General features: G+C 50.9%; 16 protein-coding genes and 2 pseudogenes. 5 read left to right on the plus strand and 13 right to left on the minus strand.

The window, feature by feature from the left end:
• Positions 1-47: 47 nt before the first annotated feature.
• On the minus strand, positions 48-509 hold the full coding sequence (locus D9738_RS15230; protein WP_130260555.1) for a GNAT family N-acetyltransferase: 462 nt from the start codon (positions 507-509) through the stop codon (positions 48-50).
• Positions 510-573: 64 nt separating this feature from the next.
• Here D9738_RS15230 and rbn point away from each other — a divergent pair, with 64 nt between their 5' ends.
• Positions 574-1,491, plus strand: a complete 918-nt coding sequence (gene rbn / locus D9738_RS15235) for a ribonuclease BN (protein ID WP_130260556.1) — start codon at positions 574-576, stop codon at positions 1,489-1,491.
• Between the two features lie 121 nt (positions 1,492-1,612).
• Here rbn and D9738_RS15240 read toward each other — a convergent pair.
• Positions 1,613-2,397: pseudogene (locus tag D9738_RS15240) on the minus strand (von Willebrand factor type A domain-containing protein).
• A gap of 147 nt (positions 2,398-2,544) precedes the next feature.
• Between D9738_RS15240 and D9738_RS15245 the strand changes: the two are divergent.
• Together D9738_RS15245 and D9738_RS15250 are read left to right on the plus strand one after the other, a co-directional pair.
• Positions 2,545-3,507, plus strand: coding sequence for a M28 family metallopeptidase (locus D9738_RS15245; RefSeq protein WP_130260557.1), 963 nt, complete (start codon positions 2,545-2,547; stop codon positions 3,505-3,507).
• Positions 3,508-3,609: 102 nt separating this feature from the next.
• Positions 3,610-4,113 (plus strand): YfbM family protein, encoded by a 504-nt coding sequence (locus tag D9738_RS15250; RefSeq protein WP_130260558.1) that lies wholly within the window; start codon positions 3,610-3,612, stop codon positions 4,111-4,113.
• Between the two features lie 289 nt (positions 4,114-4,402).
• Here the strand turns inward: D9738_RS15250 and D9738_RS15255 are convergent.
• Positions 4,403-5,113 (minus strand): annotated as a pseudogene (locus D9738_RS15255) (hypothetical protein); the annotation flags it as partial.
• A 208-nt stretch (positions 5,114-5,321) separates the two neighbouring features.
• Between D9738_RS15255 and D9738_RS15260 the strand changes: the two are divergent.
• Entirely contained in the window at positions 5,322-5,744 is a 423-nt protein-coding gene (locus tag D9738_RS15260) for a hypothetical protein (RefSeq protein WP_130207206.1), read from the plus strand.
• Positions 5,689-7,026: a hypothetical protein gene (locus D9738_RS15265; protein ID WP_130260559.1), complete on the plus strand. Its 1,338-nt coding sequence runs from the start codon at positions 5,689-5,691 to the stop codon at positions 7,024-7,026. The genes D9738_RS15260 and D9738_RS15265 overlap by 56 nt, the downstream gene beginning before the upstream one ends.
• Before the next feature lie 52 nt (positions 7,027-7,078).
• Here D9738_RS15265 and nuoN read toward each other — a convergent pair whose 3' ends face one another.
• From nuoN to nuoE, 10 genes are all read right to left on the minus strand, one after another.
• Positions 7,079-8,536, minus strand: coding sequence for an NADH-quinone oxidoreductase subunit NuoN (gene nuoN, locus D9738_RS15270; RefSeq protein WP_000156701.1), 1,458 nt, complete (start codon positions 8,534-8,536; stop codon positions 7,079-7,081).
• Positions 8,537-8,542: 6 nt separating this feature from the next.
• Entirely contained in the window at positions 8,543-10,072 is a 1,530-nt protein-coding gene (gene nuoM, locus D9738_RS15275; RefSeq protein WP_130260560.1) for an NADH-quinone oxidoreductase subunit M, read from the minus strand.
• A gap of 230 nt (positions 10,073-10,302) precedes the next feature.
• A complete protein-coding gene (gene nuoL, locus D9738_RS15280) occupies positions 10,303-12,144 on the minus strand; it encodes an NADH-quinone oxidoreductase subunit L (RefSeq protein WP_130260561.1) in 1,842 nt (613 codons plus the stop codon).
• Positions 12,141-12,443, minus strand: coding sequence for an NADH-quinone oxidoreductase subunit NuoK (gene nuoK / locus D9738_RS15285; RefSeq protein ID WP_000612644.1), 303 nt, complete (start codon positions 12,441-12,443; stop codon positions 12,141-12,143). Before nuoK ends, nuoL begins: the two co-directional genes overlap by 4 nt.
• Positions 12,440-12,994 (minus strand): NADH-quinone oxidoreductase subunit J, encoded by a 555-nt coding sequence (gene nuoJ / locus D9738_RS15290; RefSeq protein WP_000393511.1) that lies wholly within the window; start codon positions 12,992-12,994, stop codon positions 12,440-12,442. The genes nuoK and nuoJ overlap by 4 nt, the downstream gene beginning before the upstream one ends.
• Before the next feature lie 11 nt (positions 12,995-13,005).
• The gene (gene nuoI, locus D9738_RS15295) at positions 13,006-13,548 is read right to left on the minus strand and encodes an NADH-quinone oxidoreductase subunit NuoI (RefSeq protein ID WP_000172749.1); all 543 of its coding nucleotides are present in this window, start codon (positions 13,546-13,548) and stop codon (positions 13,006-13,008) included.
• A gap of 14 nt (positions 13,549-13,562) precedes the next feature.
• Positions 13,563-14,540, minus strand: coding sequence for an NADH-quinone oxidoreductase subunit NuoH (gene nuoH / locus D9738_RS15300; protein ID WP_000118507.1), 978 nt, complete (start codon positions 14,538-14,540; stop codon positions 13,563-13,565).
• Positions 14,537-17,263 carry an NADH-quinone oxidoreductase subunit NuoG gene (nuoG, locus tag D9738_RS15305; RefSeq protein WP_130260562.1) on the minus strand — a complete coding sequence of 909 codons (2,727 nt, stop codon included), beginning with the start codon at positions 17,261-17,263 and terminating at the stop codon, positions 14,537-14,539. The genes nuoH and nuoG overlap by 4 nt, the downstream gene beginning before the upstream one ends.
• A gap of 52 nt (positions 17,264-17,315) precedes the next feature.
• Complete coding sequence (gene nuoF / locus D9738_RS15310; RefSeq protein WP_000789507.1) at positions 17,316-18,653, minus strand: NADH-quinone oxidoreductase subunit NuoF; 1,338 nt, start codon at positions 18,651-18,653, stop codon at positions 17,316-17,318.
• The gene (gene nuoE / locus D9738_RS15315) at positions 18,650-19,150 is read right to left on the minus strand and encodes an NADH-quinone oxidoreductase subunit NuoE (RefSeq protein WP_000545042.1); all 501 of its coding nucleotides are present in this window, start codon (positions 19,148-19,150) and stop codon (positions 18,650-18,652) included. The genes nuoF and nuoE overlap by 4 nt, the downstream gene beginning before the upstream one ends.

A 19,150-nucleotide genomic window follows, 5' to 3' on the forward strand; every position in this document is an offset into this window, starting at 1 on the left:
CTCCATTTGCTTAAAACCTGCCACTAACTATAGACAACGGTTATCAATTACGCCTGACTGACTTCGCGCGCCATCCCAATGTGGGGAATACCATCTTCCTCGTAAATGTCGGTCACAGGGATAAAGCCAAAACTGCGGTAAAAGTTTTGTAAGTGCGCCTGCGCTCCCAGATAAATCGCCTTGTCCGGCCAGTGGCGCGTACATGATTCCAGCACCTTACTCATCAGTTGCTGCCCCACTTTTTCGCCCCGCAACGCTTCGCTGACAATCACCCGACCAATCACCACCGGTTCGAGATCATCATCACTTTTCAGAATCCTCGCATACGCTACCAGTTTCCCGTTTTGCCAGCCGAGAATATGACGATTTTCCCCTACCAGATCGTCACCATCGACATCCTGATAAGGACAGTTTTGTTCGACAACGAATACCGCACAACGCAGTTGTAATAAGGCATAAAGATGAGAAACCGATAATTCAGAGTGATGAAGATCCTGCCAGTCGATCATGATGCGCTCCTTTTGGTTGTATGCCTTATACTAGCCGGATTATTTTTAGAAATGTGATGGTCTTATGGAATTAATTTTCTTAGGTACTTCGGCGGGAGTTCCGACCCGGGCGCGTAATGTCACGGCGATATTGCTTAATCTGCAACATCCGACCCAGGCCGGACTTTGGTTATTTGACTGTGGCGAAGGCACTCAACACCAAATGCTGCACACGGTGTTTAATCCCGGCAAACTGGACAGGATTTTTATTAGCCATCTTCATGGCGATCATCTTTTCGGTCTGCCCGGTTTGCTGTGCAGTCGTTCCATGTCAGGTATTGTGCAACCCTTAACCATTTATGGTCCGAAAGGTATCCGTGAATTTGTTGAGACAGCGCTACGCATTAGTGGCTCGTGGACCGATTATCCACTGGAGATTATTGAAATTAGCGCAGGCGAAATTCTTGATGATGGCTTGCGTAAAGTGACAGCTTATCCGATGGAACATCCGCTGGAGTGTTACGGCTATCGTGTAGAAGAACATGATAAGCCTGGTGCGCTGAATGCCCAGGCATTAAAGGCCGCAGGCGTACCGCCAGGCCCATTGTTTCAGGATTTGAAAGCCGGAAAAACTGTCACATTGGAAGACGGTCGGCAGATTAACGGCGCTGATTACTTAGCCGCGCCTACACCAGGAAAAGCGATCGCCATTTTCGGCGATACTGGTCCTTGCGATGCCGCGCTGGCGCTGGCCAAAGGTGTCGACGTAATGGTTCACGAAGCGACTCTGGATTTGGCGATGGAGGCCAAAGCCAACAGTCGCGGCCACAGCTCCACACGCCAAGCGGCGGTACTGGCCCGTGAAGCTGGTGTCGGTAAGCTAATCATTACCCATGTTAGTTCGCGCTATGATGATAAAGGCTGTCAGCACTTGTTACACGAGTGCCGGACGATTTTCCCGGCAACTGAACTGGCGAGCGATTTCGCGGTGTTTAGCATTTAAGTCGAAAGCGGTGGTTAGTTGGCAGATTAATTTAATGATGCCAACGCACTTATTTGACGTATTTTTCATCTGTTTGCCGGATACGTTTGATGTCGGTATCAGGCAAACAGATTTATCATTTTTAGTTTTGTGAATTATCCAGACCTTTCGCCAGCCCAATCAGGCGAATAAATTCCGCTCTGTAGCCTTGTTGATCCGGTCCTTTTGCTTGCCGCGCCCACTGTTCGATCTGCTGCCAGGATGTATTATTCAGGTATTCAGAACCGCGCAATTTTTGCCCATACGCAGAGACTGCTGCGCGAAAACGCATATCTTCTGAAGGTGCGTTTATTGTGGGTGCCAACGGGAATTCAACTAACTGACTTTCTTTTCCCTGCGGGTATTTCCAACGAATCTTTAACCAGGCCAGTTCTTTCGCTTTATCTGATTTCACTGATTTGTTATCCGGGGCATAGCGTAACTTATCAATTGATGCTTTTTGCCCATTCAGCGTTAGCTGCCGGTGTCGACGTCAAGGCTAAACGTCGCCAACGGGTTTTGCGCTACCTGCTTAACCGGATTATCATCGAACAGCTGATAGCGAGCGGTTCCTGGATTTGCGATACGTGTAGCTTTTGCTTTAGCCGCTCTTTCAAATGTTGGCGCTTCCTGCAATCGCCCCTGCAAAGCCTGTTTGTCTGAGGATTGTTGCGCTTCATGCTGGGCTAAGGTTTTTGCTTTCGCGGCTTTAGCGGCGGCGGCTCTTTGCTCCGCCACTTTTGTTGCCGCTTGTTGCGCGGCAAGTACTTGCTGGTCTGTGGGTGTAGTAGATTGTTGTTGCTGACTTTCCTTATCATCAGATTCCGGCCCACATCCTGACAAAATCAAACTACTAATAAGCAACATGATTATATTTTTATTTCGCATATAAAATCCTTTTAAATAAACTCAACCACCAGACATAAAATAGACTCTTTGTATAATCCGGCTAATCTTAATAAAATACGATCTCGAAACCTATAACAAATAATGATTCAACAACGAAACCTATCAACAATTTATATATGAAAAAAAATAACCTTTTCCTTTTTTATATTGTTCCTGTTTTCACTTCCTCTGATTGTTTTTTACCAACCCTGGGTCAATGCATTACCACCAACGCCCCAGCACGCAAGTCCCGAGCAATTAGAAAAAACAGTTCGTTATTTTACACAAACTGTGCATCCACGTAGTGCCGACAATATTGATAATCTGAATGGGTCCGCAGAGTATATAAAAGAGGTCTTTGTCAGTAGCGGCGCCAGAGTTACCGGGCAGGATGTCCCCATTACTGGTGGCCCCTACAAAAACATTGTTGCTGATTATGGTCCTACCGATGGACCACAGATTATTATCGGTGCGCACTATGACTCTGCCAGTAGTTACGAAAACGATCAATTAACCTATACGCCGGGAGCGGATGATAACGCCAGCGGTGTGGCAGGATTACTCGAACTGGCACGTTTGTTACAGCAGCAAGCGCCGAAAATAGGTGTGCAACTGGTCGCCTATGCGTCGGAAGAACCGCCCTTCTTTCGTAGCAATGAAATGGGGAGCGCGGTACACGCCGCTTCGCTTGAGCGTCCGGTGAAATTAATGATAGCACTGGAGATGATAGGTTATTACGACTCCGCACCAGGGAGTCAGGATTACCCTTACTCTGTCATGTCCTGGCTTTATCCCGACCATGGTGATTTTATTGCTGTCGTCGGCAGAGTGCAGGATATCAGCGCTGTGCGTCAGGTAAAATCTGCGTTGTTATCAGCAAAAAAGTTGCCTGTTTATTCTATTAATGCACCTGGTTTTATTCCCGGTATCGATTTCTCCGACCACCTTAATTATTGGCAACACGATATTCCCGCCGTAATGATTACTGACACCGCTTTTTATCGTAATAAACAATATCACTTACCTGGCGATACCGCAGACAGACTCAATTATCAGAAAATGGCTCAGGTGGTGGATGGCGTTATAACCTTGTTGCAAAACAGTAAATAATAAAAATTTCTCGAGGAAGATCCAGAAAAAGCAACATGCGCATTTTATTTTCCCTCGTCTGTTTTAAGATGCGAAAAATTAAATTCAACGGAGGAAAAACAAATGGGAATGATTGGCTATTTTGCAGAAATTGACTCAGAAAGAATTAACCGACTGCTTGAGTCTACTGAAAAACCCTTAATGGACAATATTCATGACACGCTTTCAGGTTTACGGCGACTGGATATTGATAAACGCTGGGATTTTTTACATTTTGGCCTAACGGGTACCTATGCTTTTGATCCAGCGAAGAATGATCCGCTGAGTCGTGCCGTGCTTGGTGAACACAGCCTCGAAGATGGCATAGATGGTTTCCTGGGATTGACCTGGAATCAGGAGTTAGCCGCGACAATCGACCGCCTGGAATCACTGGATCGAAGTGAGCTGCGTAAACAGTTTTCCATTCAGCGACTCAATGAAATGGAGATTTATCCGGGAGTGACCTTTTCAGAAGAGTTAGAGGGGCAACTCTTTGCTTCGATCATGCTTGATATGGAAAAGCTGATTAGCGCGTATCGACGTATGCTGCGACAAGGGAATCATGCGCTGACGGTTATTGTTGGGTGATATAGCTTGATGCCTGGGGGAGAAATACCCATTAGTTAAAATTTACGCCAAGATCATCTTGAAAAAATATTTAACCATGGTCCGGTTTTTATCCCCTTGTATAAATATCGCTAAATGCTTGCTTAGTCGCATTCTTAAAGCAATGCCGTGTATTCGGTATATAACAGCGATGTCATCTGTGCTGGCAACGATTTGGAATCTTGGATGAAAACGGAACTCAACCTGTCATTACCTGGAAATTACCAGGCAGATAAAAAGCCTGTTCAATTTTGAGATGATTTTTTAAAAAATCGTGTCCATTGTGACGACATGGGAAAAACTCAATATTATCCTCCACAAATTGCAGTAACACAGAATCAACATCTTTTGCAAGTTGGTCACAATGTGTGATAAGCATTTTGAATATTTCATCCTTTGTAATCTCATGAAAATTTTCTACCTTCTCTTTTAACTCATTATATCGGATTCTTGCAGTAACCATTTTTTTGGCAAGTTCTAACAATCCCAACGCTTGCAATTGTTGGTGAATATGATCACTTTCAAAAAAGATCCCACAATCCATTCCTTCCCAACCAACATATTCATGCCATTCATAAACCAGCATAAAAGTTTGTAAAACTGGCTGTAATAATTGGATATCTGCAAAACTAAACCAAAACTTACGCTTGAGATCCCACTCATATTCAATCGCCAATGCTATTTTGTTTAAGGCATCTCCGGCATCCTTATTTTTACGCAAAATCAATTCCGTCAGTGTATAGCGTTGTTCATCAATACGCCGAAGAGTTTCTGCAATATCATAGTTTGTAGCCAACAAAACATTCTCTGCTTCCTGATGTGTGACGTCTGCTTTTGCAGTCAATATATTGATTTGATCAATATGAAAGAATTTAATGGCCTCATCAACATTACCGCCAGTCCTCTCTAGCAAACGTCTGGCAGACTGGATACCGACAGGTACGTGCTCCCGAAGTTTGCGAATTTCACTTAACCATTCCATGTCAAACCCCTTTAAATATTTATGATGTTATATATAACAACGTCTGGATCACGACCCAGCCTGACTGAATATTTCACCTTTCCCTGCTTAACATCCATGCTATGATGTGCCTGAAACTAATAAGACGTGTGGCATTGTCACTATTTATCCGCTATTGAATTCAAACAATGCCATTCATTTGATGAATGAATTATTTCAGGGAATAATTATGACACCTTTAGAACGCATTACCCAACTTGTTAATATCAATGGTGATGTTAACGAGCCTGCTACCCCCCGTCCATTGTTATCTCTTGAGGATTTTTTTATCGGAAATAATATCCTCGGTTCAATATGTTGCAATGTGACTCCAGAACAATCTCCGCAAGCTATCTACCACCATTTGCTGAAAATTCGTGAGCGTAACGATGTCAGTGATGTTTTGGTAGAAATTACGATGTTCGATGACCCTAACTGGCCCTTTAGCGAAAGAATTTCAGTTATCACTTCTGCCTCACCCGAAGAAGTTCAGAATTGGTTTGCAGAAGAAATTGCCCCTGATGAGTGCCGGGAAGGATGGGAAGAAGATACAGATCATGGATGGGTTGAAGTCCCTGCGGGTATGCATCCGGTTAATTGTTGGTGGGATTAAAACATATTGCTCATTACGAAAAATTTTTAAAATACTTCATGGAGGATGTATATTGTCATTTTCAACGGGTGCTGTAATTATCATTTTTGCGTGTTATGCATTAGCCTTTATCATACCAATACTCTTTATCGTACCGTTTCTTCTTCGATGGGATAAAGAGAAAATGGATAACACCGGTTTCATTTCTTTAATCTATCTGGAATTGCCAATCGGCACTACCGCATTAGCCTATTTGTTTTATTTCAATAAGTATTTCGATTCTTTCTTTGAATATATTTTCAACCTGATACCCTATACATTAATTTTATGGTATGTGTGTTTTCTAAGGAAAAGCATATATTGCAGCCCACGCAAGATTTTATTTACAGGCTGGCGCGCCTTTGCCATTATATTTGTTTTACATACATTCTATTTATTCCCCATGAAAAACGAATCAGATTATGACACTGCTGTGAATACGGCACTAAGACAAGGGGATGGTACTGCATTGGATAAACTTTGGAAAACATGCCCGGAGGGTATCAATTCACTTTTGTTCAATATGAAATTTAACTATAACAGAACATATAACTTTGACTACCCAATCACTTCATTCGAGAAAGTTATCCAGTGTAGTGAATTTAAAGACGACTTTACCAGCGATTATGCTGTCAACTATTCTTTTGCTAACGTAACAAGCATTAATTTCTTAAAATTTCTATATAGCAAAATAGATGATAATAAAAAGAAAGAGATTCAGAATGATAAAGGTATTATAGACACTAGATTAATTGATTTAAAGCGATGTTTAAGAGACGAAAAGTGCAGTGCACAAAAAATCCAAATGCTCGATTTTCTACTAAAGCTCGTTCCAAAATGGCAAAAGCATTTATTTATCAAACCGGTAGACTTGCATAATTCTATTTTAAACTCAAATAAGCTTAGTGCTTCTTATTTTTCAAAATTTGTTCAACCTGAAAATGAAAATGACATTATCGCTATGCATGTTGTTTTAGGTGATAACCAGTCCGTAATATCAAAAATAAAGAACAAAGAATACCTACCTTCCGTGATTGGTCAAGAATATGGTGATTTTGGTGAAAATATAACATTAGTAAAGTTTATTATAATGAATGGTACAGAAGACATGATCGACTTCATCATTAACGATTTAAACGTTGATGTGGCGTGTTATGCAAGTGCGTCAACCATAAACTATAATACTATTGTCTCTTCAGACTATAATTATAAATACAATAAACGTTTCCAAAATAAAACCTGCACAAACCCAATCAAATCATAACACCATAAAAAAACCGCCGAAATCGGCGGTTTTTTAACATCAATATTCAACCTTACATCAGCGGCATGGCTAACCGCACAATGCTAATCAGCGGTTGCGGCCATACACCCAGCACCAGTACCAACAGTGCAGAGATCAGCACCACGATACCGCCCGCGCTGTACTGCCAGTTTGACGGTGCATCGCGACCTGGTTGTTCCGGGGCGTGCAGGTACAGGCTCACCGCTACGCGCAGGTAGTAGTAAAGGCCGATTGCCGAACCGACAACCACGGCACCCACCAGCCACCACAAGTGTGCCTGGACACCGACCGCCAGCACGTAGAACTTACCGATAAAGCCCAGCGTCATCGGGATACCGGCCAGAGACAGCATCATCACCGTCATCACTGCCGCGAGGATCGGACGATGCCAGAACAGACCGCGGTAAGAGAACAGGGAATCAGCATCCGGGCCACGATATGGGCTGGACATCAGGCTGACCACGCCGAACGCGCCGAGGCTGCTGAACAGATAACCGGCCAGGTAAACCCCTACCGCTTCCATCGACATCTCGCCAGTTTGCAGCGCAATCAGCGCCACCAGCAGATAGCCGAGGTGAGAGATAGATGAGTAACCGAGCAGACGTTTGATGTTGGTCTGGCTCAGCGCCATCAGGTTACCGAAGATGATGGAGGCAAAGGCGATAATCGCCAGCACCACGCGAATCGCTTCGCTGTCACCCACTGGTGCGTAAAGGAACAGACGCATCACCACACCGAAGATAGCGATTTTGCTCGCCGTCGCCAGGAAAGTGGAAACCGGCGCAGGCGCGCCCTGGTATACGTCTGGCGTCCACAGGTGGAACGGCACCAGAGAGAGTTTGAAGCCGAGGCCAACAATCATCAGGCCGAAACCTGCCAGCAACAGCGGCTCGTTGAGCATACCGTCGCCGAGGTTTTTACCCAGTGCAACGAACGACAGATCCCCAGACTGCGCATACACCAGCGCCATACCAAACAGCAGGAAAGAAGACGCTGCGGCAGAAAGAATGGTGTATTTGATACTGGCTTCCAGCGAACGTTTCTGGCGGAAAGCGTAACCGACCAGACCAAACAGCGGCAAAGAGATCAGTTCGATACCGAGGAACAGAGACGCCAGATGGTTGGCATTCGCCAGCAGGATCCCGCCCAGCGCAGCAATTAACACCAACAGGTAGAACTCGTCCTTGTTGTCGTTATAGCCTTCAAGCCACGGGTAGGCGAAAGTACAGGTGGCGAGGCTCGCCAACAATACCAGCCCGGTGTAAAGCATGGCGAAACCATCAACGCGCATCAGCGGCGTAACGTCCATAGCGCCCGCCTGGCCGACAAACCAGAGCGAAACAAGCGCCGCGTTAAGCCCAATAACCGAGAGCGTAGCGTTGAGGAAATGATTGCGTCGCCACGCAATGGAGAGCATCACAACCACCACCGTCAAGCCGACGATCAGCAACGGTAGCAGTGCGATCAGGTTTTGTGGAGTTATTGTCATGGCGATTTACGGCCTTGTAGTAGTAACGGAATTAACAAACCACTGCTGGATATTGCCAATCGCGGAGTGCGAGGTATCCAGAATCGGCTGCGGATAGAAGCCCAGCAGTACCAGCAGCACCACCAGCAACAGGATCATAAACAGCTCGCGCAGCGACATCCCTGGCAGTTCTTTGCTGGCAATCTCGCTTTTCGCTTTACCGAAGTAAGCGCGATGTAACATTGCCAGCGAATAAACAGATGCAAAGACCAGCCCAAAGGTAGAGATAACGGTAATCACCGGGACAACCTGGAAGCTGCCGAACAGAATCATAAATTCGCCGACGAAGTTACCGGTGCCTGGCATCCCAAGCGTTGCCACCGCAAAGAACAGCGACAGTGCTGGCAGCCATTTCATCTTGCTCCACAGACCGCCCATCATGCGCATGTCGCGGGTATGGATACGTTCATAGAGCTGACCGCAGAGAATAAACAGACCCGCCGCTGACAAGCCGTGCGCAATCATCTGAATTACCGCGCCCTGGTAGGCCAACTGGCTGCCGGTGTAGATGGCAATCAGCACGAAGCCCATGTGGGAAACCGAGGTGTAGGCGATCAGACGTTTGATATCGGTCTGGGCGAAGGCCATCCACGCACCGTAGAAGATGCCGATAACACCCAGCCACATAGCAATTGGTGCAAACTCTGCCGACGCGTTCGGGAACAGCGGCAGGGAGAAACGCAGCAGACCGTAAGCGGCGGTTTTCAGCAAGATCCCCGCGAGGTCAACGGAACCCGCAGTTGGTGCCTGGGAGTGCGCATCCGGCAGCCAGCCATGCAGCGGAACCACCGGCATTTTCACCGCAAAGGCGATGAAGAAGCCCAGCATCAACAGGTATTCCACGCCGCCAGACATTGGCGTATTCAGCAGCTCTTCATAGTTGAAGGTCCAGACGCCGGTCGCGTTGTAGTGAACAAAGACCAGCGCCAGGATGGCGATCAACATCACCAGACCACTCGCCTGGGTATAAATGAAGAACTTGGTTGCCGCCGTGATACGCGTTTTACCGTCAGAAGCTTTATGCCCCCACAGTGCGATCAGGAAGTACATCGGCACCAACATCATTTCCCAGAAGAAGAAGAACAGGAACATGTCGATGGCAAGGAACACGCCGATAACGCCGCCCAGGATCCACATCAGGTTGAGGTGGAAGAAGCCCTGATATTTTTCGATCTCGTTCCACGAACAGAGTACCGCCAGCACACCGAGCAAACCGGTCAGCACGACCATCAGCAGCGACAGACCGTCAATGGCGAGATGGATAGAGATACCAAAACGCGGGATCCACGGCATGTCGAATTCAGACTGCCACTGCGGAATTCCGGCGGATTGCGTCAGTGAATAACCGCCCTGCAACCACAGTTGCAGCGACAGCGCCAGCGTCAATCCCATGGTGATCAGCGCTACCCAGCGCGGCACCTTGACGCCAAAGCGTTCGGTCTGCCAGCACAGGAAGCCGCCGATAAAGGGGATTAGTATTAACCAGGGTAATAACATAGCTAAGTATGTCCCTTATATTTACTCCTGCTCAGGCTATCTCACTCGCCAGCCCGAATCCCGGCAGTGCTCGCAATCCTCACGTACTTAAGTACGTTCCGGTTGCTGTGCGCTGGCGGTATCCGGTCTGACTTCGCCGATGACGCCTGTACTTCAGGAACAGTTACCTAAAATTTATTCTTAGTTCACAGACCCGGCTCAGCGCCGGGTATATTCACTCAGCCAACAACTCAACGCAGTACCATCAACAGTGCCAGCACCACGACCGCACCGATGCTCATGGATGCCACATACCAGCGCAGGTAGCCGTTCTCGCTTAACAGTAGACCTTTACCTGCAAAGCGGGAAAGAACCGCCGGGATGTTCATCATTGAGTTCAGCGGATCGCGTTTCAGCAACCAGGCAATCCCCAGGAACGGCTTGACGAATACTTTGTCATACAGCCAGTCGAAGCCCCAGGCGTTGTACCACCAGGTGCCCAGCAGGCGGCCCGGCGCACTGTTGGCGATGGAGGTCACCAGAGTACGTTTACCCAGCCACAGCCAGGCTGCCAGCAGAATGCCGACAACCGCGACCACGCCAGAGGTAATTTCCAGGGTCAACATGCTGCCGTGCGCCAGTTCCGTCGTTTGCGGAAGCACGCCCTGCAGCGGCGGTACAATCAGTGCGCCAACGAAGGTGGAAAGGATCAGCAGCACAATCAGCGGCAGGCTGTGAGTTACCCCTTTCACGGCGTGAGCGTGAATTTGTTCTTTTCCGTGGAAGACGATGAAAATCATACGGAAGGTGTAGAGCGAGGTCATAAACGCACCGACCAGACCTGCCACCATCAGATTGATATGACCATTCGCCATCGCACCCGCGAGGATCTCATCCTTACTGAAGAAGCCCGCAGTGACCAGCGGCAGTGCCGACAGTGCTGCGCCGCCCACCAGGAAGCAGAGATAAACCAGCGGAATAGATTTACGCAGACCGCCCATCTTGAAGATGTTCTGTTCGTGATGGCAGGCCAGAATGACGGAACCGGATGCCAGGAACAGCAGCGCTTTAAAGAACGCGTGGGTCATCAAGTGGAAAATCGCCGCATCCCATGCCTGCACGCCAAGCGCGAGGAACATGTAGCCAATCTGGCTCATGGTAGAGTAAGCGAGAACACGTTTGATGTCGGTCTGTACCAGCGCGGCAAAACCGGCCAGCAGCAGCGTAACCGCCCCAACAATGCCTACCAGATGCAGAACTTCCGGGGTCATCAGGAACAGGCCGTGGGTACGGGCGATCAGGTAGACACCCGCGGTTACCATCGTTGCGGCGTGGATCAGCGCGGAGACAGGCGTCGGGCCCGCCATCGCGTCGGCAAGCCATGTCTGCAACGGCAACTGCGCAGATTTACCAACCGCACCGCCCAGCAGCATCAGCGTCGCCCACATCAGCATGTTATTGCCGTCAGCAAAGTGCGCAGGCGCCAGTTCCACCATTTCGCGGAAGTTCAGCGTACCCAGCTCGTTGTAGAGAATGAACAGCGCGAAAGCGAGGAACACGTCACCCACACGGGTCACGACGAACGCTTTCATTGCCGCTGCGCCATTCTTCGGATCGGTGTAATAGAAACCGATCAGCAGATAGGAGCACAGGCCCACGCCTTCCCAGCCGAGGTACATCAGCAGCAGGTTATCGGCGAGCACCAGAACTACCATGCTGGCGATGAACAGGTTGGTGTAGGCGAAGAAGCGAGAGTAGCCCTCTTCACCGCGCATGTACCAGGAGGCGTACATGTGGATCAGGAAACCCACACCGGTAACCACCGAGAGCATGGTCAGCGACAGGCCGTCCAGCACCAGATTGAAACCGATGTTAAAGTCGCCTACCGACATCCACGTCCACAGCGGCTGGCTGTATGCCTGCTCACCGTTAGCGAAGAAGTCAACGCTGATAAAGGCAGTTACCAGCGCCGCCAGGCCCACAGAGCCAACGCCGACGATCGCCGAGACGTTTTCAGACCAGCGCCCACGGGAGAATGCCAGCAGGACGAAGCCAATCAATGGCAAAATAATGGTTAAGGCAAGCATGTTCATCCGCGCATCTCACTTACTGAATCGATGTTCAGGTTCTGGCGACGACGGTGAAGTTGCAGCAGCAGCGCAAGGCCGATACTCGCTTCTGCCGCCGCGAGGCTGATGGCGAGAATGTACATCACCTGACCGTCGGTCTGGCCCCAGTAGCTTCCGGCGACCACAAAGGCCAGCGCGGAGGCGTTAATCATGATTTCCAGACCAATCAGCATAAACAGCAGATTGCGACGGATAACCAGACCGGTTAAGCCAAGAACGAATAAGATTGCCGCGAGGATCAGTCCATGTTGTAAGGGGATCATGCGTGCTCCTCCGTTTTTCTTTTCGCGCTGTCGTCTTTACGATTGCTCAGCACTTCACCCGCACGCTCTTCACGACCGACGTGGAAGGCCACAACCAGACCCGCGAGCAGCAGCATAGAAGCCAGTTCTACCGCCAGTACATAAGGCCCGAACAGCGTAATACCCACTGCTTTAGCACTGATTGGCGTACCGTCGATACCCTGATCGTTAACACCGAGGATGGCGTAAACAATCACCACCAGCATGATGGCCGACAAAATTGCCGGACCAATCCACACCTGCGGTTTCAGCCACTGGCGTTCTTGTTCGATTTCCGAACCGCCCAGGTTGAGCATCATCACCACGAACACGAACAGCACCATAATGGCACCCGCGTAGACGATAATTTCCAACGCACCGGCGAAGTAAGCGCCCAGCGAGAAGAACACCCCGGAAATCGCCAGCAGCGAAATAATCAGGTACAGCAGTGCGTGTACCGGATTGGTATGGGTGATCACTCGCAAGGTCGCAAGTATGGCTATCAGGCCACAGATATAAAAAGCGAACTCCATTGCCCCTCTCCTTACGGTAACAGGCTCTTGACGTCGATAGGCTTGGCTTCGTTCTCTGCTTCGCCCTTATCTTTGCCGTCGATTGCCATACCTGCCATCCGGTAGAAGTTATATTCCGGGTATTTGCCCGGACCGGAGATCAGCAGATCCTCTTTCTCGTAAACCAGATCCTGGCGCTTGTATTCCCCCATTTCGAAATCCGGGGTTAACTGAATCGCCGTGGTCGGACAGGCTTCTTCGCACAAACCACAGAAAATGCAGCGTGAGAAGTTGATGCGGAAAAATTCCGGATACCAGCGACCGTCTTTGGTTTCTGCTTTTTGCAGCGAGATACAGCCGACCGGGCAGGCTACCGCGCAGAGGTTACAGGCTACGCAACGCTCTTCGCCGTCCGGGTCGCGGGTCAGAACGATACGACCACGATAACGGGGCGGCAGATAGACCGGCTCTTCCGGGTACATTCGCGTTTCGCGTTTGGCGAACGCGTGCAGGCCGATCATCCAGATACTACGAACCTGGGTGCCGAAACCTACTAACAATTCTTTTAAGGTCATGGTCTTATTGCCCCTTATTGCGCCTGCCAGAGAATGACAGCCGCCGTTACCAGCAAGTTGATCAGCGTCAGCGGCAGGCAGATTTTCCAGCCGAAGGACATTACCTGGTCATAACGCGGACGCGGTAACGACGCACGAATCAAAATGAACATCATCATAAAGAACGCGGTTTTCAGCGCGAACCAGATGAATGGCGGTAACAACGGGCCTTGCCAGCCACCGAAGAACAGCGTCACCATCAGTGCAGAGATGGTCACAATCCCGATGTATTCACCCACGAAGAACAGACCGAACTTCATGCCGGAATATTCAATGTGGTAACCATCCGCCAGTTCCTGCTCGGCTTCCGGCTGGTCAAACGGGTGACGGTGACACACCGCCACGCCCGCGATGGCAAAGGTAATAAAACCAAAGAATTGCGGGATGACGTTCCACACATGCGCCTGGCTGTTGACGATGTCGGTCATGTTGAATGAACCGGCCTGCGCCACCACGCCCATCAGGGAAAGCCCTAGGAACACTTCGTAGCTCAGGGTCTGCGCAGAAGCACGCATCGCACCCAGCAGCGAGTATTTGTTGTTACTTGACCAGCCCGCAAACAGCACCGCGTAAACCGCCAGACCGGCCATCATCAGGAAGAACAAAATCCCGATGTTCAGGTCGGCAACCACCCAACCTGGGCTGACTGGCACAATCGCAAAGGCCAGCAGCAGCGAGGTAAAAGCAATCATCGGTGCCAGGGTAAAGATGACGCGATCCGAGAATTTCGGGATCCAGTCTTCTTTAAAGAACATTTTGATCATGTCCGCAACCAGCTGGAGCGAACCGCCCCAGCCAACACGGTTAGGTCCGTAACGGTTCTGGAACAGACCCAGCAGGCGACGTTCGCCAAAGCTCATGAATGCCCCACAGGTGACAACCACCAGCAGGATCACCACCGCTTTGAGGATGGTCAGCAGGATCTCAATCAGTTCCGGTGATATCCAACTCATTGTTGTGCCTCCTTGAGATCCTCAAGATGCGCGCCGGCCAGCACCGGAGCAATGCCGGACATACCCATCGGCAAGCCAACCTGCCCTGCCGTCAGCCCTTCGGCGATTTCAACCGGCAGCGTGACCGTGTTGTCATCGTAACTAAAGGAGACGCGTGTACCTGCGTTCACACCTAACTTCGCGGCATCCGCTGGGTTGAGTTTGATGTACGGCTGCGGCATACGGCTCTGGAAGACCGGAGCACGCTGTGACAATTCATCGCTGCCAAACAGGTGGTAGTAAGGCGCGATACGCCATTTCCCGTCCTGCGGCTGGAAGCGTGCCGGTACGCTGGTGAAGTAATCCAGACCGTTTTCGCTGGTTTCAAACAGACGCACGCCCGGATCGCCAAAGCGCAGTTTGCCGCCCACTTCGTCCTGGAATTTGTTCCACGCCTGCGGGGAGTTCCAGCCTGGCGCCCAGGCAAACGGCACTTGCGAACGGTGCGCGGTCGGCTGGTTGTTACCTTCCATCGAGAAGGTGAACATGGTGTCAATGTCCTGCGGCTGACGCGGCTCATGAACGCTGATGTTGGCGCGCATGGCAGTACGACCGCTGTAACGGTGCGGCTCACGGGCCAGTTTCTGCCCACGAATACGGAATGTCGCATCCGGCGCAGCATCTTTGATACCCGCCAGTTCCGGGATTTTCGCCACAACGGCGTCAATCACGTGGTCGAGCTGCGTCCAGTCCACTTCTCGGCTCAGCAGGGTGCTGTGCAACGAGTGCAACCAGCGCCAGCTTTCCAGCATGACAGTTTTGCTGTCGTAATAGGACGGGTCGTAAACCTGGAAGAAACGTTGGGCGCGGCCTTCATTATTAATTACCGTACCGTCGCTTTCAGCAAAGCTGGCGGCAGAAAGCACCAGATGGGCGTTTTCCATGATCGCTGTGCGTTGATGGTCAACCACCATCACCAGCGGCGCTTTAGCCAGCGCAGCATTCACGCGGGTAGCGGAAGCGTGACGATGCAGATCGTTTTCCAGCACCACCACCGCGTCGGCGCGTCCGGTTTCCAGTTCGGTTAACGCTTCTTCCAGCGAACCACCACCCATAATGCCCAGCCCCATGCTGTTTACAGAACGGGCAATCATGGTGATACCGACGTCAGCGCCGCGACCTTTCAGGGCTTTCGCCACGTTAGCCGCAGCCTGAATCACTTCAGCGCTACCGGCGTTCGTCCCGGAGATAATCAACGGTTTCTTCGCACCAGCCAGTGCCTGCACGATGACGTCGATTTTGCTTTGCAGCTCAGGTTCAATACCGTCAACCGCTGGTGCAGAGTTATCCAGCGCATGAGCGATGGCAAAACCTAAACGCGCCTGATCTTCAACCGGTGCGCGGTAAGTCCACGCCGCGATATCATCCAGGCGGGTGTCATCAACGTTGGTAACAAACAGCGGATGCTTCGCACGTTGACCGATGTTGAGGATTGCCGCAATCTGCCAGTCAGCCACTTTCTGTGCTGCCGCCATTTCGCGCGCTTTACCTTTCACCGCCTGACGCACTGCCAGCGCGACGCGCGCGCCGGTCTGGGTAACGTCTTCGCCCAGCACCAGTACCGCATCGTAAGATTCGATTTCGCGCAGAGCCGGAGTATAAATGCCGCCTTCACGCAGTACTTTCAGCGCCAGTTGCAGACGTTCCTGCTCACCGTGAGCGATACCGGTATAGAAGTTTTCTTCGCCCACCAGCTCACGCAGCGCAAAGTTGCTTTCCACGCTGGCGCGCGGAGAACCAATACCGATCACTTTCTTCGACTGACGCAGAATATCTGCCGCGCCCTGCATTGCCTGTTCGGCGTTGAGGGTAATGAAATCATCGCCACGACGCTGTACTGGCTGACGCGGACGATCTTTCAGGTTGACGTAGCCGTAACCGAAACGACCACGGTCGCAGAGGAAGTAGTGGTTTACCGTACCGTTGTAACGGTTTTCGATACGACGCAGTTCGCCATAACGCTCGCCGGGGCTGATGTTACAGCCGATGGAACATTGCTGGCAGATGCTCGGCGCAAACTGCATATCCCATTTACGGTTGTAACGCTCGGAGTGCGTTTTGTCGGTAAATACGCCGGTCGGGCAAATTTCGACCAGGTTACCGGAAAATTCGCTTTCCAGCGTGCCGTCTTCCGGGCGACCGAAGTAGACGTTGTCGTGCGCGCCATAAACGCCCAGATCTGTACCGTCAGCGTAATCTTTGTAGTAACGCACGCAGCGGTAGCAGGCGATGCAGCGGTTCATTTCGTGAGAGATGAACGGCCCCAGGTCCTGATTGCGGTGGGTACGTTTGGTGAAACGGTAGCGACGGAAGGTATGCCCGGTCATCACGGTCATATCCTGAAGATGGCAGTTACCGCCTTCTTCACATACCGGACAGTCGTGCGGATGGTTAGTCATCAACCACTCGACCACACTTTCACGGAACTGTTTCGCTTCTTCGTCGTCAATGGAAATAAAGGTGCCATCGGAAGCCGGTGTCATACAGGACATCACCAGGCGACCACGCGTGTCTTCCGCGTTTTGGTATTGCTTCACCGCACACTGGCGGCAAGCACCGACGCTTCCCAGCGCCGGATGCCAGCAAAAGTAAGGAATATCAAGGCCCAGAGACAGACAAGCTTCCAGCAGGTTGTCCGCTCCGTTGACCTCGTATTCTTTGCCGTCTACATGAATTGTAGCCATTAGCATGCTTCCAGTTTTCTCGGTCAGGGACCGAGCGTTAATCGAAATTCGGTTACCAGCGCTCTTTCAGCAGGTTCGGCTGAATCCCATTAATCAAATGGGTATTGCTGAACGGCTGTTTGATTCCCGCCTCAAATTCTTCGCGGAAATATTTGATGGCGCTCTGTAACGGCTCCACTGCACCAGGTGCGTGGGCACAGAAAGTTTTACCCGGGCCTAAGAATCGACACAGTTGCTCAAGTGTTTCGATATCGCCCGGCTGACCTTCGCCACGCTCCAGCGCACGCAGAATTTTCACGCTCCACGGCAGACCGTCGCGGCACGGCGTACACCAGCCGCAGGACTCACGGGCGAAAAACTCTTCCAGGTTACGCACCAGCGACACCATGTTGATCTCGTGGTCAACCGCCATCGCCAGCGCCGTACCCAGACGGCTTCCCGCTTTACCGATACTTTCGAATTCCATCGGCAGGTCAAGGTGCGCTTCGGTCAGGAAGTCAGTCCCAGCGCCGCCTGGCTGCCAGGCTTTGAACTTCAGGCCATCGCGCATACCACCGGCGTAATCTTCGAGGATCTCGCGTGCGGTGGTGCCGAACGGCAGTTCCCACAGGCCCGGATTTTTCACCCGACCGGAGAAGCCCATCAGCTTGGTGCCAGCATCTTTGCTTTTCGAGATGTTCTGATACCACTCCACGCCGTTTGCGAGGATTGCCGGAACGTTACACAGAGTTTCGACGTTGTTGACGCAGGTCGGTTTACCCCATGCGCCGGAGGTTGCCGGGAAGGGAGGTTTCGAGCGTGGGTTAGCGCGACGCCCTTCCAGGGAGTTGATTAACGCCGTTTCTTCACCGCAGATATAGCGCCCTGCCCCGGTATGGACGAACAGTTCAAAATCAAAACCTGTTCCCATAATATTTTTACCGAGCAGACCCGCTTCGGTCGCTTCGGCAATGGCACGGCGCAGATTCACGGCTGCTTCAATATATTCGCCACGCAGGAAGATGTAGCCACGGTAGGCTTTCAGCGCAAACGCGGAAATAAGCATGCCTTCCACCAGCAGGTGCGGCAGTTGCTCCATCAGCAGACGGTCTTTATAAGTGCCAGGCTCCATTTCATCGGCGTTACATAGCAGGTAACGGATGTTCATGGATTCGTCTTTCGGCATCAGGCTCCACTTCAGGCCAGTTGAAAAGCCTGCACCGCCGCGCCCTTTCAGACCAGAGTCTTTAACCTGATTAACGATCTCGTCCGGAGACAGCCCGGTCAGCGCCTTACGCGCGCCTTCGTAACCGTTTTTGCTGCGGTATTCGTCCAGCCATACTGGCTGTTTGTCATCACGCAGACGCCAGGTTAGCGGATGCGTTTCGGGAGTACGGATAATGTTTTTCATTTATACCGCTCCAGCAGTTCAGGGATCGCTTCCGGGGTCAGATGCGCGTGAGTGTCCTCATCGATCATCATGTTTGGCCCTTTATCACAGTTCCCCAGGCAGCAAGTTGGCAGCAGCGTAAAGCGGCCATCAAATGTCGTTTGCCCTGGTTTGATGTTCAGCTTTTTCTCCAGCGCCGCCTGAATGCCCTGGTAACCGTTGATGTGACAAACCACGCTGTCGCAATAACGGATCACATGGCGGCCTACCGGCTGACGGAAGATCTGGCTGTAGAACGTTGCCACACCTTCGACGTCGCTCGCCGGAATACCCAGCACATCGGCGATCGCGTGGATCGCGCCATCCGGCACCCAGCCACGCTGCTTCTGAACGATTTTCAGCGCTTCAATGGACGCCGCACGCGGGTCTTCGTAGTGGTGCATCTCGTGCTCAATCGCTTCACGCTCTGCCGCACTCAGCTCAAAAGCCTCGGTTTGTGGTTGTTGATTCTCGTGCAT

The sequence above is a fragment of the Escherichia sp. E10V5 genome (genome assembly GCF_004212315.1).
Classification (GTDB): domain Bacteria; phylum Pseudomonadota; class Gammaproteobacteria; order Enterobacterales; family Enterobacteriaceae; genus Escherichia.